Raw genomic sequence first — 15,205 nt, forward strand, 5'->3', positions numbered from 1 at the left:
ATCACACTCATCAGGAGACATATGTCCAGTTCTCGACGGCGCCCTTTGCTTGGTCGTCTCGCCGCCGGTATCACGGTGGCACTCGTTGGCACAGCGTTAGTGCCGCTATCGGCATTCGCCGCAGAGCCTGGCGAAGCTGATGTCATTTTCAGTGAGGCATACCTCAAGGGCGGAAGCGCAAACGCGCCGTACACGAACAAATTCGTTGAACTGTACAACGCTGGCGACGTTGCGCAAGACCTCTCGGACTGGTCTGTGCAATACCGCTCAGCCAGCGGTACGGCGGGGCCCTCGGTGAGCTACCCACTCGCAGGCACGATCGAGCCAGGCGGCTACTTCTTGGTTGCGTGGAACGGCAACGGCGCCAATGGGGCCGCGTTGCCGGTAACTCCCGACCTTGCGTTTGACGCCACCCTTGGCGCCTCAGGCACCTCAGGAACCCTTTACCTGGCGGAGACGACAGAGTCTGTCACTCTTGCCATCGGGTCGATCGTTGACAACCCCGAGGTCGCAGACCTTATCGGCTATGGAACGTCGAACACTTTTGAAGGCGCAGTCGTCGCCGTCAACGGGGGTAACAGTGAGCCCAACTCACTCACTCGCGCTGATTTTGTAGACACCGACAACAACTCCGTCGACTTTGCGAGTGTTGCAACGGTCACTCCACAGTCATCCGCTTCAAGTGTGGAGCCGACGCCGACCCCCACGGCGACGGCAACTCCTACCGCGACGGCAACTCCTACGGCAACGGCAACGCCGACTGCGACTGCAGCGCCGGGAGCCGTCACGATCGCCGCCATTCAGGGCACCGGCACCGCCAGCCCACTCGCGGGTCAGACGGTAACGACCCACGGTGTGGTCACCGCTGCTTATCCCACGGGTGGCTTCAATGGCTTCTACATTCAGACGCCGGGCACCGGAGGTGCGCCTGAGGCGCCATACACAGCATCCGAGGCGGTATTCGTCTATGGATCTGCAGCGGCCAGCAAGGTCGCGATCGGCGACTACGTCGAGGTGACGGGAGCCGTTTCGGAGTTCAGCGGAGCGACTCAGCTTTCAGCCACCGACGCAAACGTCACAGTGCTCTCTGATGTCGTTGAGCCGGTGACTCCGACCAACATCACATGGCCCACCACCGACGACGAGCGGGAGTTGCTCGAGGGCATGCTTGTTGCTCCTCAGGGTGAGTTCACCGTCACCGACACGTATGACACCAACTACTACGGATCAATCGGTCTGGCTTCAGGCGTCGAACCTCTGCTGACCCCGACTGAAGTTGCTCTTCCCGGCAGCGCCGAGTACGAGGATGTCATCGCCGATAACGCGGCGCGCTTCGTCACGCTCGATGACGGTGCCTCGACGAACTTCAACTCGACCGCCAACAAAGGCATTCCGCTGCCGTACCTGTCGACCACCGATCCGGTCATCGTCGGTGCCTCGACGACGTTCACCCAAGCGGTGATCGTTGATTACCGCTACGGCCTGTGGAACTTCCAGCCCACCCAGCAGTTGACGGTAGAAAACGCCACCACTGTGCAGCCGGCAACGTTCGAAAACACTCGCACCGCGTCGCCTGCGGATGTGGGTGGCGACGTGCAGATCGCCAGCTTCAACGTGCTGAACTACTTCACCACCACCGGCGCAGATGCTGTAGCGCTCGGCTCATCGTGCAGTTACTACACAGACCGCGCCGGCAACAACATCACGGTGAACTCGTGCTCCGGAACCGCAGCCGTGCGCGGAGCTGCAAACGACGAAAACCTTGCACGTCAGCAAGCCAAGATCGTCGCAGCGATCAACGGGCTGGGCGCTGAGGTCGTGTCGCTCGAAGAAATCGAGAACTCCACCATCGCTGGCGTCGACCGCGACGCTGCTGTGGCAGAACTCGTCGACGCGTTGAATGCTGATCTTGGCTCGGACGCATGGGATTACGCTCGTTCGCCCGAAACCGTGCCGACGGGCGAAGACGTCATTCGCACTGCCTTCATCTACAAGAAAGCAGATCTTGAAACCGTGGGCGACGCGGTCATCGATGATGACGCAGCGTTCAGCAACGCGCGCTACCCGCTTGCTCAAGCGTTCAAGCCCGCGGGTGGGAGTGACGCTGACACCTTCATCGCAATCGTGAACCACTTCAAGTCGAAAGGATCGGGCACGGGAGCTGACGCCGACCAGGGCGATGGTCAGGGAGCCTCGAACGCATCGCGCGTTGCGCAGGCGACCGCCCTCGTCGAGTTCTCAGATACGCTGCAGGCCGACGTCGGTACTGACGATGTCTTCCTCATCGGAGACTTCAACGCCTACACGCAGGAAGACCCGATGCAGGTGTTTTACAGCGCGGGATACGTTGACCAGGGCTCCAAGACGGGAAAGTACACATACTCGTTCGACGGTGCCAGCGGATCGCTTGACCACATTCTCGCCTCGGCTTCGGCAGACGAGCTTGTGACCGGTGCAGACATCTGGAACATCAACTCGGGTGAATCGATCGCGCTGGAGTACAGCCGTTACAACTACAACGCGACGATCTTCTACGACGAGTCACCGTACCGTTCGAGCGACCACGATCCTGTCGTGGTGGGTGTGGACTTCGCCGAACAAGACGAATTTGTGGATCTCAACTTGTTGAACATCAACGATTTCCACGGACGCATCAACTCGAACACCGTGAAGTTCGCGGGAACCGTGGAGCAGCTGCGTGCACAGTACGGCGACGACAACACCCTGTTCCTTTCTGCAGGTGACAACATCGGTGCGTCAGAATTTGCGTCCTCAACGCAGGGTGATGAGCCCACTATCGATGTGTTGAATGCTCTTGACCTGGCAACGTCGGCCGTGGGCAACCACGAGCTCGACAACGGAATCGATGACCTGACAGGCCGCGTGACTGACGCAGCAGACTTCTCGTACCTCAGCGCGAACATCTATGCCAAGGGCACTACCGACCCCGTTCTTCAGGAGTATGAGTTGTTCGAGGTCGATGGCCTCACCGTGGCCGTGATCGGCGCGGTGACGAAAGACACCGCAACGCTCGTCACCCCCGGTGGCATCGCTTCGGTTGACTTCGGAGACCCGGTCGAGGCCGTCAACCGAGTGGCAGCTGAACTCGAGGGCACGGCCGACGTCATCATTGCCGAATACCACGAGGGAGCTACTGACGGTGCGGCTGAGGGCGCGACTGTTGAAGAAGAGGTTGCTGCTGGCGGTTCATTCGCTGACATCGTCACGAAGACGTCGAGCGACGTCGACGCCATCTTCACCGGCCACACCCACAAGCTGTATGTGTGGGACGCACCGATCCCCGGCGAAGAGGGCACACGCCCAATTGTTCAGAGCGGTGACTACGGCTCGAACATCGGTCAGATCGTTCTCTCGGTTGACGCTGAATCGGGTGACGTTGAGTCATACACGGCACGCACCGTTGCTCGCACAACGACCAGTGATGCTGACCTGATCGCCGCCTACCCGCGCGTTCAAGAAGTGTCGACGATCGTCGCCGACGCTCTTGCGCACGCAGCTGTGGTCGGCGGTGTTCAGGTGGGCTCGGTCACCGCCGACATCACCACCGCGTTCAGCGGCGGCGCGTTTGTCGACGGAGTGTGGACCGGTGGGTCGCGAGACGACCGCACCTCGCAGTCGACACTGGGCAACCTGGTTGCAGACGCGATCGTCGAAAGCCTCTCAAGCCCCGAGCTCGGGGCAGCCGAGATCGCCATGGTGAACCCCGGCGGGCTTCGAGCCGAGATGCTCTACGGCTCAGATAACGGAGTCATCACCTACGCCGAGGCAAACGCCGTGTTGCCGTTCCTCAACAACCTGTGGACGACAACGCTCACAGGTGCACAGCTCATATCGGCACTCGAAGAGCAATGGCAGCCCGAGGGCTCTAGCCGTGCTTTCTTGGCTCTTGGTCTGTCAGAGAACGTCAGCTACACGTTCGACGCGACCGCAGACCGCGGTGAGCACATCACAGGTGTCTGGATCGACGGTGAGCCGATCGACCGTGAGGCTGACTACCGCATCGGATCGTTCAGCTTCTTGCTTCAGGGCGGAGACAACTTCTCTACCTTGGCTCAGGGATCGAACACGCGGGATTCGGGCCTCATCGATCGTGACGCCTGGATCGCCTACCTTCAGTCGAATTCACCGGTGAGCCCGAGTTTCGAGAGCCGTAGCGCTCAGGTCACCGGTGTTCCTTCGATGATCAACGCAGGTGAGACGCTTTCGATCGAGGTCTCAGGGCTTAACCTGACATCGCTCGGCAGCCCAGAGAACACCACGGTCGAGGCGACCATCGGCGATACGGCGTACGCCCCGTTCGCAGTGACGGCGGGCGCAGCATCCATCGAACTCGTTGTTCCTGAGTCGGCAGCAGGTGCGACCACGCTGACGCTCACAGCACCCGTCAGTGGCACGGTCGTGACTGTTCCGCTGACAGTGGTGGGAGTTCTCGATCCGACCGATCCGACTGACCCGGACACAGGGGGAGAACTGCCCTCAACGGGCGGATCGGCGAAGCCGACCACCGATGCAATTCCGGTTGCAGATGGTGATCTCACCCCGCAGAATGCGAACGGCATTGCAGGGCTCGATGGCGACTTCGTGCCCGGCGGCACCGTCGTGATCAGTCTTGACCCGAAGTACGCGGGCCAGTGGGTGAGCGTGTGGCTGCACTCGACGCCACAGCAGCTGGGCGGTGGTTGGTTGCAGGTGGCCGCAGACGGAACTGTTTCGGTTCAGCTGCCCACCGATGTCACGGGAACACACCGTCTTGTCGTGCTCGATGCCTCCGGTGAGGTGATCGGCTGGCAGTCGATCACGATCGCCGATGGCGACGTCGCGACGAGCACAGACGATGCCGGCGACACCAGCGCCGGGGGCGCGCTGGCTGCGACCGGTGGCAACGCCGGTGAGCTCGGTGCGCTTCTCATCGCGCTCGCGATGATGCTGGGTCTCGGGGTGACACTGCGGGTTATCGCCGCACGTCGCGCGGTCTAGTCAACACGGAAGGCCCCGCTCATCGTTTGCATTCAAGCGGTGAGCGGGGCCTTCTTCGTGCACGCGAGCGTCGAGAGCAAGGGCAGTGCGCTGCACCTGCCAAGATGGGGTCATGTCGATTCAGCACACCGTTGTCTTCCGCCTGGTGCACTCCGCGGGCTCCGCTGAAGAAAGTGAATTTCTGGATGCTGGCCCCGATATTCTTGCCGCTATTCCGGGCGTGCAGAATTTTGCTGTCGCGCGGCAAGTGAGTGCGAAAAGTGCACTGACCCACCAGTTCTCGATGAGCTTTGCAGATCAGAGTGCGTACGACGCCTACAACAACCACCCCGATCACGTCGCCTTCGTTGCGAATCGTTGGGTCACCGAAGTCGCCGAGTTTCAGGAGTATGACTTCGTCGACGGCCCTTGATTTGGCGGAGAGAGCTCGATCGTTTAGTCTTGACGTTAGCCAAAGACCGTCGGTCATCATCGTGCGCGCAAGCGAACGAAGATTGAAGCACTGCATTGCAGGGGCCCGCGCAGGTGTACGAAATGAATCTCTTCGAGAATCCAGCTCCGTGCGCTTGCGCCGGAGCTTTTTTGATGTTCGTGAACAAATCAGCTGACCGGATGCCGAAGCTGACGCCCCGCTGCCGCGGAACGTCTCATATACACAAGGAGTGACCATGGCGCAGAAGGATGCATCGGTTGCCGAGCTTACGAAGAACTTCGAGAGCTCGAACGCCGTTCTGCTTACCGAGTACCGCGGTCTGACGGTTGCACAGCTCAAGGAGCTGCGCAACAGCATCCGTCAGGACGCGGAATACGCCGTGGTGAAGAACACGCTGACCAAGATCGCGGCGAACAACGCTGGCGTCTCTGGTCTGGACGACGACCTCAAGGGGCCGTCGGCTATCGCATTCGTGCACGGTGACTTCGTCGCCACCGCGAAGGCAATGCGTGACTTTGCCAAGGCCAACCCGCATCTCGTGATCAAGGGCGGTGTCTTCGAGGGAAACCTCCTGAGCGCCGACGAGATCAACAAGTACGCCTCGCTCGAGAGCCGCGAGGTTCTGCTTGCAAAGGCTGCGGGCATGATGAAGGCCACGATGGGCAAGGCTGCGGCCACCATCGATGCTCTTCGCGAGAAGCTCGAGACTGCCGACGCTGCGTAAGCGTCTGGCTTTTTCTCAACACAAACCCCCATTTATCTAGGAGATACATCATGGCGAAGCTCACCACTGAGGAACTGCTGTCGCAGTTCGCCGACCTGACCCTCGTTGAACTCAGCGAGTTCGTGAAGGCATTCGAAGAGAAGTTTGACGTCACCGCTGCTGCTCCCGTCGCCGTTGCTGGCGCCGGCGGCGCAGGCGCAGCTGAAGAGGTCGAGGAGAAGGACTCCTTCGACGTCGTCCTCGAGGCTGCTGGCGACAAGAAGATCCAGGTCATCAAGGCCGTGCGCGAGCTCACCTCGCTCGGCCTCGGCGAGGCCAAGGCTGTTGTCGACGGCGCTCCCAAGGCTGTGCTCGAGGGCGCAAGCAAGGAAGCCGCTGACAAGGCCAAGGAAGTTCTCGAGGCCGCAGGCGCGACCGTAACCCTCAAGTGAGCCGATGCGGGCGCTCGTTGAGCGTCCGCTGATCGCTCAGATCGGTTGATCCGATCGGGTTATTTCGAAGCCCCGGATGCTTAGGCATCCGGGGCTTCGTGCATTCTGTTCAATCCGCTAGAGCTGCGACGGATCCACGGAGGCTGTGGAGTTGCGCACGATCAACCGTGCAGGCATCGGCTCGATGAGGGTCGGATTGTCGGGGTGCTGCAGTGTCTCGAGCAGCACCCGCGCGGCGAGGGCCCCTTGTTCCTGCGGCTCTTGCCGCAGAGTGGTGAGTGCGAACATCTCAGCGAACTCGTGGTCATCGATGCCCACAACACTCAACGATGCGGGCACGGCGATGCCTAGTCGCCGCGCGGCAATAATCGCGCCGATGGCTACTTCGTCGCACACCGCGAGTATCGCTGTCGGTCGTTGGTCGTCGCTGAGCAGATCAACCGCCGCTGCGTAGCCCCCAGGCAGTGTGACTGGCGACGGCACGTGCAGGATCGATGCGCTGAGGCCAGCGTCGCTCATCGCGGCGCGGTATCCCTCCAGCCGCAATCGGTCGACGTTGGCCCACACCTCAGCATCTCCGGCGCCTAAGAACGCGATCTTGCGATGCCCCAATCCGAGCAGGTGTTCGGTCGCGCGCCTTGACGCGCGCACGTCATCGATTCCTACGACGCCAGGCTGATCCTGCGCTCCGACCACGCTGACGATCGGCCGGCCCACCGCTTGCAGCTGACCGATCTCATCGTCGACCGGCTCAATGCCGACCGCGATGAGCCCGTCGAAGCGTTTGCGCGCGAAGAATTCGGTGAACACTCGCGCTCGTTCGGGTGACCCCGGTTTGGCATCGTAGAGCGTGAGGTCGTACCCCCGCGCGAGCAGAGTGGCTTGAATGCCCTCGAGCACTTCGGCGAAGAACCAACGGTTGACGCGAGGCATCACCACACCGATGTTGCGCGTGCGCCCAGTGGCAAGGCTGACCGCGTTGGTCGATGGAACGTATCCCAACTCGCTGGCTGCCGCGAGAACTCGGGTGCGGGTGCGCTCGGACGTATGCCCTGCACCACTCAGGGCGCGGCTGGCAGTCGATTTAGACACGCCTGCACGAAGGGCCACATCGGCGATACCGCTCATCCGTCAGCTTTCGTCATCGAAGGTGGATGGGAATGCGTAAACCGTACCTGAGCACGCGTCTGTCAGCAACCGGTTCCATGTTCGCATCGGCTCGCCGTGGGCCGGAATTCACCGAGTTACCGAGTTGTAACAATCGATTTGTTGTGCGCAGGGTGTTGGCAATGTACCTTTGCCTGGAAGCGGTTCCCGAGGATGCCGTCAAACACATGTCGATCGGGCTCTGTCGCCCGCACGCTCAACGAGGAGAGAAAAAACATGGTGAGATCACAGCGGAGTCGTGTGATGGTGCCTATCGCCCTGGCGGGGGTCGTGGGACTTGCGATAACGGGTTGCAGTGCGGACGGAGGTGATTCAGATGCCGCTGAGAGCGACAACACCGTCACGGTCTACGGCACCATCTCTGACACCGAAGCCGAGCTGCTCGAGGAATCTTGGGCTGACTTCGAGGAAGAGTCTGGAATCACGATCCAGTACGAAGCCTCGAAAGAGTTCGAGTCGCAGATCGGTATTCGCGCGCAGGGCGGCAACCCACCCGATATCGCCATCTTCCCGCAGCCGGGCCTTCTCGCTGACCTCGCCAGTCGCGACTACCTGGCGCCCGCTCCTGAAGAAGTTGTCGCGAACGTCGAGGACTACTGGACCGAAGACTGGGCTACTTATGGCACCGTCGACGGCACCCTCTATGGCGCGCCGTTGATGGCGAGCGTCAAGGGCTTCATCTGGTACCAGCCCGCAAAGTTCGAGGAATGGGGCGTGACCGTTCCCGAAACTCTTGACGAGATGATGGCGCTCACCAGCACCATTCAAGAAAAGACGGGCACTTCACCGTGGTGTGTCGGCTTCGGGTCTGGCGATGCCACTGGTTGGCCGGGAACAGACTGGATTGAAGACTACGTATTGCGAGAGTCTGGCCCTGAGGTCTACGACCAGTGGGTCGCGAATGAGGTTACGTTCACCGACGCTCCTATCGTCGATGCCTTCAACTCAGCTGGCGAGATCCTGCTGAACGAAGACCTCGTGAACGCCGGCTTCGGTGATGTGCAGTCCATCAACTCAACTGAGTTCGGCGATCCCGCGGGCGCGCTTGTCTCGGGCGATTGCGCACTGCACCACCAGGCTTCCTTCTACTCGGGATTCATTGAGGATGCCGGTGGAACTGTCGCTGAAGACGGCGACGTCTGGGCATTCATCATGCCGGGTGTTGAGGCTGGTGCCGCGGCTGTCACAGGTGGTGGCGAGATCGTCGGTGCATTCAACTCCGATGCTGACACCGTGCAGGTGCTCGAGTTCCTGTCTAGCCCCGAGTGGGCAAACAACCGCGTTGCACTGGGCGGCGTGATTTCGGCGAACACCGGGCTTGACTCCTCGAGTGCCTCTTCGGGAATTCTGTCGCAAGCGATCGAGATTCTGCAGGACCCCAATACGACATTCCGCTTCGACGCTTCGGACCTGATGCCGGGTGCCGTTGGTGCAGGAACGTTCTGGAAGGGCATGGTCTCGTGGATCAGCGGGACTCCGGTCAACGAAGTCACTGAACAGATTGAGTCGGGCTGGCCTAGCTAGCGCCGCGCACGAGCCGCCCCGCATGGGTGGGGCGGCTCGTGTTGCGCACGCAGTGACTCTCTTGTTTCGGATTCATCCCTTGAGTCCGTCGTCGCACTCGAAAGGAGCGACATGACCGCTTTCTTTACCTGGGTGGGAGCCTTCCCCCCGGTAGTCCAGGCAATCCTGGTGGTGGTGGCGTTCCTCGCGGTGGTAGGCCTCATCCTCTTCTTCATCGACATCGCGCCACGCCCAGGAAAGATCTATACCTGGATTCGCCTCGCCATGTGCGTGCTGATTCCAGTCGTGCTTTTCGTCGCGTTCAACTCGGCATGGTGGGCGGCCGCAGCCGCTGCGGTAGTCGGCGCCATTCTGTTCCTGCTGGACTATCGCGCACGTCAGGGCAAGGGCTATCTGATTCAGCTCATCGCCTTTTTGACTCCGGCAGCGTTGCTGTTGCTGATCGGGCTCATCATCCCGTCCATTCAGACATTCGTCGCAGCGTTTATGAACTCCTCTGGCAAGGAGTTCATCGGATTCGACAACTTCGTGTGGGTGTTCACGCAGCCCGACGGCATTCGCACTGTCGCGAACACCATCGTGTGGGTGCTGATCGCGCCCGCCGTTTCGACGGCGGTGGGTCTGGCATACGCCGTGTTCATCGACAAGACTCGCGGCGAGAAGATCTACAAGGTGCTCGTCTTCATGCCGATGGCGATCTCGTTCGTCGGCGCCAGCATCATCTGGAAGTTCGTGTACGAGTATCGCGCGGCCGAATTCCAACAGATCGGTCTGCTGAATCAGATCGTCGTCTGGTTTGGCGGGGAGCCGCAGCAGTGGCTCTTGGTAGCGCCATGGAACACGCTGTTTCTGATTGTCGTGCTGATCTGGGTGCAAACCGGTTTCGCAATGGTCATCTTGTCGGCCGCGATCAAGGGCGTGCCCACTGAGCAGCTCGAGGCTGCTGAACTTGACGGTACGAACGCATGGCAGTCCTTCTGGAACGTGACGGTTCCCGCGATCCGTCCCGCGATCATTGTGGTGCTGACAACGATCTCGATTGCGTCGCTGAAGGTGTTCGACATCGTTCGAACCATGACGGGCGGAAACTTCGACACGTCGGTGATCGCGAACGAGATGTACACCCAGTTCACGAAGTTTGAGGCTGGCCGGTCAGCGGCGTTTGCCGTGATTCTGTTCGTGCTTGTCTTGCCGATCGTGATCTATAACGCACGACAGATTCGCCTGCAGAAGGAGATCCGATGAGCGGTGTAATGCCAATCGACCTTCCCGTCGATGACGAGACGAGAGAAGAGCTTACGCGCGGGGAGCGTCGTTCAGAGAGCATCTGGAGTCGCACCAAGAAGGCGCTCTCAAACCCATGGGCCTCGGCCGCGTCGATCGTTATCGCGCTGCTGTGGACCATACCGACCTTCGGCCTGCTGGTGTCATCGTTCCGCCCGGAAGCGCAGATCAAGACGACGGGATGGTGGACGTTCTTCGCCGACCCCGAGGTGACGATCGACAACTATGTGCAGGTGCTGCAGGCAGGCAACTCGCAGTTGACCATGGCTGGCGCATTCGTCAACTCGATCGCCATCACCATACCGGCGACGATCGTGCCGTTGGCGATCGCTTGTTTCGCGGCCTACGCGTTCTCGTGGATCGATTTCAAGGGTCGCGACTGGCTGTTCATCTTCGTGTTCGCACTTCAGATTGTGCCGATTCAGATGGCATTGATCCCGCTACTGAGCTCGTTCTCGCGCGGAATCAACATTCTGGGCGTGCAGATCACCGGGCCGCTGGGTGTCTCAGGCGGCTACGCGCAGGTGTGGATTGCGCACTCGATGTTCGCGCTGCCGCTGGCCATCTATCTGCTGCACAACTTCATGTCGCAGATTCCCGCCGACATCATCGAAGCAGCTCGGGTCGATGGTGCCACACGTGGTCAGATCTTCTATCGCATCGTGCTGCCGCTCACCATGCCGGCGATCGCATCGTTCGCGATTTTCCAGTTCCTGTGGGTGTGGAATGACCTGCTGGTGGCACTGATCTTCGCCGACGGCCCGGTCGCGCCGATCACGAAACTGCTCGCCGAGATCACTGGTACGCGAGGCAACGAGTGGCAACTGCTCACAGCCGGTGCGTTCGTATCGATTGTCGTTCCGCTGATCGTCTTCTTCTCGCTGCAGCGATACTTCGTGCGCGGCCTTCTCGCGGGCTCTACCAAGGGGTGACATTCACTGAGGCAGCGTGGTGCGCGGGCGTGGGCGTGCCGCGCTGCTCTCGGTGAACTAGCTTGAGCAGCCGATCCGGGCCTGGATGGACTCCATGGCGTCAATCTCGGCACTTTGACCAGCGATGATCGCACCAGCGACTTCGAGCACGCGGGCGTCGGAACCAAGCTCCACCACCGCATCGGCCATGGGGATGGCGCCTTCGTGGTGTCGAATCATCAACTCGAGAAACAAGCAGTCAGCATCGTGACCGGTAGCGGCCGAGAGCGCGCTGAGCTCTGCGCTCGACGCCATACCCATCGCTGCCTCCGCCTCGGCGTCCGTGAGTGACTCGTCGGCGGGTACCCCATGGTCGTGGCCAGCTTCTGAGGTCGCCATCCACGCCATCATCGGCCCACCAGCCTGCGGCAACCCCCACTGCACCAACCAGTCGAACATCTCGCCGCGCTGCCCGGCTTGGCCAGTCGCGATGTCGTAGGCGAGAATTCGCAGTTCATCGTCGTCAGTCTTGCGGTAGATCTCCATGGCCATCTCGATGGCTTGTGCGTGGTGCACCTGCATGTCGCGCGAGAAGCCTGCTTCAGCGGACGACGAGGTGGGGTACGCGCCAACACTACTTGCGCTGAAAGTAGAGAATCGGCCGATGGCGAAGGCCAGACTCATAACGCCGATCACCGCGAGCGCGACCATCCACCATCGCCAGCGCGGCGCTGGCGATGAGGTGTCGTGCACGTTCACCCGTAGCTCTCTAGCTTTCTTTGCCGGGTGCGTCGAGTGCACCCGTGCACACCGCGGTGGGCTCGGGCACGTTCTGACTGCGCCAATACTCCTCGAAGAACTCGCCGATGCGCTCGTCGTCGACCGAGTCGACCTTCAGCTGGTGGTTCCAGCTCGAGAGCGCAATCGGCGAATCGATGCCCGGGTATGGAGACAGAATGGCGTACGACGAGGGGAGCTCCGCCTTGAGAGTCTCGAGATCGTCACCCGAGATGGTGTCGGGATCGTAGGTCACCCAGACGGCTCCGTGCTCCATCGAGTGCACCGCGTTCTCGTTGGGCACGGGCTCGCTGTACACGCCGCAGTTCAACCAGATCGCGTTGTGTTCCCCGCCGGCGGGTGGCGACTGGTCGTACTCCACGGTGCCTTCCACATGCGTGGTGGTGTGGGCGAATTCCTCGACGCCCACGATCTCAACGCCCTCACTGCCCGCGTCGTAGCTCTTAGGGGGGTCAGGCGCGAACACGACGGATGCTGCCACGAGGGCAACGACAGCAATCGCGGCCGCTGCGCCGACAATCCACCAGACCAGCTTGCTTCGCTTGCGCTTGGCCATTTGGCGCTGATACTCCGCGAGCTTCTCTTGGCGTTTTGCCTCGCGTTGCTGCTTGACGGACAAATTGATGTCGGCCTGCTTTGCGGGGTTGCCGCTTTGACGTTTGTCAGGCGACGATGGGGACTTCGAACTCATGGGCGATCTCGGCTCGTTGGGCCCGTCGGGTCGTGCGGGCGGGGTCGGGACAGGGTCATCCTATGCGCCCCAAACATGGTGCCAGCTGGGAAGGGCGAAGTTGGTCGTCCGATACGATGGAGGTGTCGAATCGATTCGACCTCCATTTTTCCTCCTCTCCTTTTGAAACGTAGATTCTCTTTGCTCGACACCGCGTCTATTCCCACTCAAGCAGCACCCCACGACGGTCGGCGTGCGCCCGCGATGCACACCGACGCGATCCGCGCCCTCGGGCACAACCCGGCCACTGCGCCAATCGTGCTGCATCCCGGAGACTCGATCTCGACTCGGCGCCGGGTTCTCTACATCATTCTGCTCGGCGCGCTCACAGCACTAGGCCCGTTCACAATCGATCTGTATCTGCCAGCGTTTCCCGTGCTGGAAGAGGATTTTCAGACCACCGCGGCCGCCATCCAGCTCACGCTGACAGGCACCATGATCGGCTTCGCGTTGGGTCAGCTGGTGGTCGGTCCTCTCAGCGACAAGGTCGGGCGCCGCATCCCATTGATCGCGGTGACCGCCCTTCACGTGGTGGCAAGTGTCGCTGCCGCCCTTGCCCCGACGCTTGAGCTGCTCACCGTCGCCCGAGTGCTTATGGGAGCTGGCGCTGCGGCGGGCGGTGTGGTCGCGGCGGCGGTGATCCGCGACCTTTTCGGGGGCAAACGTCTGGTCGTCATGCTCTCGCGTATGGCACTGGTAACGGGCGTTGCGCCGGTTCTTGCTCCGCTGTTGGGGTCGGCGCTGTTGCTTGTCATGCCCTGGCGGGGAATCTTTCTCGTGCTGGCTGTGTACAGCACCGTGATGTTGATCTCAGCGGCCCTGTTCATTCCCGAGACACTGCCGCGCGAGCGACGTCACGAGATGGGCTCAACCACGGTCTGGCAGCGCTATAGAAGCGTCTTCACCGATCGCGTGTTCATTGGCGTGCTCATCATCGGCGCGATGACATTCAGCGGCCTGTTCTCCTACCTCTCAGCCTCGCCATTCCTCTTCCAGCAGGAGTACGCATTCGACGCGCAGCAGTATGGGGTGCTTTTCGCGATCAACTCCGTCGGCGTCGTGGTTGGTGTGCAGATCGGATCTCGCCTGGCCGCGCGCTTCGGCCCGCAGTGGGTGCTGGCGTTCTCGACCGCAGCCCTCGCGCTCACGGGCACCGCCATCATCCTGGCCGACTCCCTGGGCCTCGGCATCTGGGGCACCATGATTCCGCTGTTCTTCTTCATGACAAGCTGTGGCTTCACGTTCCCCTGCGCGCAGGTGCTCGCACTCGACCGCCATGGCAAAGCAGCGGGAACGGCGCAATCGATCGTCGGCGCAGCGAACTTCGGCGTGGCGGGCCTCGTCTCACCAATCGTGGGCTGGATTGCCGTTGGCTCGGGCATCACCGCCACGACCATGGCATCGGTCATGGTCGGCTGCGCAGTGATCGCCGTGCTCTCGCTGTGGTTTATCGTTCGACCGCGCACGGTGGAGCGCCTTGCGCCGTAGCGTGCGAAACCTGTGCACAATAGGGCGATGACCGACGAGACGTTCACAGAACCCGAAGCCAGACGGCAGCTAAACGCCACTCGACTCTGGCTGGTGCTGGCAGGACTGGTGCTCGTGGTCACCGCAGCGGCGCTGGGTGCGTGGGCGTTCTCTCTGGGTGATGAGCCGTTCGCTATTGACTTGTGGTGGAACACCCTGGTGGTGAGTTGGGAATCGTCGTTCATGCTCGGCTTCTCGCTGTTCATGAATTTCGTCGGTGGTGGCTGGTTCGGAGTGCTCGTCGTTCCCGTCGGTTCGGCACTTGCGTTGCTCGTCGCAGGGCACCGTTGGGCAGCGTTCTACCTGCTGGTGGCGCTCATCCTCTCAGCCGGCTTGGTGCAGATCCTCAAGCACCTGTTCGGTCGAATTCGGCCCGAAGAGATCATCGTGCTGTCGGACCACGGTTCGTTTCCCTCTGGACACGTCGCGAACGCCGCCACGATGTCGGTGGCCTTCTTGGTGATCTTTCCGCGTTTGTGGGTCTTCATCGTGGGAACAGCGTGGGTGGCATTGATGGCACTGAGCCGCACCTACGTTCATGCACATTGGCTCAGCGACACCCTCGGTGGCGCGTGCGTGGGCGGGGGTGCCGCACTGATCGTTGCGGCACTGTTCGTGGCAAGGCTCGCTGTTGAAGACCGGGCGCGCACCGCAACGGCGTTGACGGGCCGCGCATAG

The 15,205-nt window shown here is 61.3% G+C and carries 12 protein-coding genes; 9 read left to right on the forward strand and 3 right to left on the reverse strand.

Features of this window, described 5'->3' with window-relative positions:
- Positions 1-21: 21 nt before the first annotated feature.
- The 4 genes from SJY18_RS12680 to rplL all read left to right on the forward strand — a co-directional run bounded on the left by SJY18_RS12680 (position 22) and on the right by rplL (position 6,586).
- The gene (locus tag SJY18_RS12680; protein ID WP_396667833.1) at positions 22-4,998 is read left to right on the forward strand and encodes an ExeM/NucH family extracellular endonuclease; all 4,977 of its coding nucleotides are present in this window, start codon (positions 22-24) and stop codon (positions 4,996-4,998) included.
- Between the two features lie 112 nt (positions 4,999-5,110).
- Positions 5,111-5,410 carry a Dabb family protein gene (locus SJY18_RS12685; RefSeq protein WP_396667834.1) on the forward strand — a complete coding sequence of 100 codons (300 nt, stop codon included), beginning with the start codon at positions 5,111-5,113 and terminating at the stop codon, positions 5,408-5,410.
- Positions 5,411-5,666: 256 nt separating this feature from the next.
- Positions 5,667-6,155: a 50S ribosomal protein L10 gene (rplJ, locus tag SJY18_RS12690; RefSeq protein ID WP_337337411.1), complete on the forward strand. Its 489-nt coding sequence runs from the start codon at positions 5,667-5,669 to the stop codon at positions 6,153-6,155.
- Between the two features lie 50 nt (positions 6,156-6,205).
- Positions 6,206-6,586: a 50S ribosomal protein L7/L12 gene (rplL, locus tag SJY18_RS12695; protein WP_337337412.1), complete on the forward strand. Its 381-nt coding sequence runs from the start codon at positions 6,206-6,208 to the stop codon at positions 6,584-6,586.
- 117 nt (positions 6,587-6,703) lie between these two features.
- Here rplL and SJY18_RS12700 read toward each other — a convergent pair whose 3' ends face one another.
- Positions 6,704-7,714 carry a LacI family DNA-binding transcriptional regulator gene (locus SJY18_RS12700; protein ID WP_396667835.1) on the reverse strand — a complete coding sequence of 337 codons (1,011 nt, stop codon included), beginning with the start codon at positions 7,712-7,714 and terminating at the stop codon, positions 6,704-6,706.
- A gap of 255 nt (positions 7,715-7,969) precedes the next feature.
- Here SJY18_RS12700 and SJY18_RS12705 point away from each other — a divergent pair, with 255 nt between their 5' ends.
- From SJY18_RS12705 to SJY18_RS12715, 3 genes are all read left to right on the forward strand, one after another.
- The gene (locus SJY18_RS12705; RefSeq protein ID WP_396667836.1) at positions 7,970-9,277 is read left to right on the forward strand and encodes an ABC transporter substrate-binding protein; all 1,308 of its coding nucleotides are present in this window, start codon (positions 7,970-7,972) and stop codon (positions 9,275-9,277) included.
- A 111-nt stretch (positions 9,278-9,388) separates the two neighbouring features.
- A complete protein-coding gene (locus SJY18_RS12710; protein WP_396667837.1) occupies positions 9,389-10,522 on the forward strand; it encodes a carbohydrate ABC transporter permease in 1,134 nt (377 codons plus the stop codon).
- Positions 10,519-11,493 (forward strand): carbohydrate ABC transporter permease, encoded by a 975-nt coding sequence (locus SJY18_RS12715; protein ID WP_337337416.1) that lies wholly within the window; start codon positions 10,519-10,521, stop codon positions 11,491-11,493. The genes SJY18_RS12710 and SJY18_RS12715 overlap by 4 nt, the downstream gene beginning before the upstream one ends.
- 57 nt (positions 11,494-11,550) lie before the next feature.
- Here the strand turns inward: SJY18_RS12715 and SJY18_RS12720 are convergent, their stop codons facing one another.
- Both SJY18_RS12720 and SJY18_RS12725 read right to left on the reverse strand, forming a co-directional pair.
- The gene (locus SJY18_RS12720) at positions 11,551-12,231 is read right to left on the reverse strand and encodes a DUF305 domain-containing protein (RefSeq protein ID WP_396667838.1); all 681 of its coding nucleotides are present in this window, start codon (positions 12,229-12,231) and stop codon (positions 11,551-11,553) included.
- 10 nt (positions 12,232-12,241) lie between these two features.
- Positions 12,242-12,961, reverse strand: a complete 720-nt coding sequence (locus SJY18_RS12725; protein ID WP_396667839.1) for a DUF3105 domain-containing protein — start codon at positions 12,959-12,961, stop codon at positions 12,242-12,244.
- A 180-nt stretch (positions 12,962-13,141) separates the two neighbouring features.
- Between SJY18_RS12725 and SJY18_RS12730 the strand changes: the two genes are divergently transcribed.
- Both SJY18_RS12730 and SJY18_RS12735 read left to right on the forward strand, forming a co-directional pair.
- On the forward strand, positions 13,142-14,488 hold the full coding sequence (locus SJY18_RS12730) for a multidrug effflux MFS transporter (protein WP_396667840.1): 1,347 nt from the start codon (positions 13,142-13,144) through the stop codon (positions 14,486-14,488).
- A 27-nt stretch (positions 14,489-14,515) separates the two neighbouring features.
- A complete protein-coding gene (locus SJY18_RS12735) occupies positions 14,516-15,205 on the forward strand; it encodes a phosphatase PAP2 family protein (RefSeq protein WP_396667841.1) in 690 nt (229 codons plus the stop codon).

Source organism: Microbacterium sp. R86528 (assembly GCF_044596335.1).
Taxonomy (GTDB): domain Bacteria; phylum Actinomycetota; class Actinomycetes; order Actinomycetales; family Microbacteriaceae; genus Microbacterium; species Microbacterium marmarense.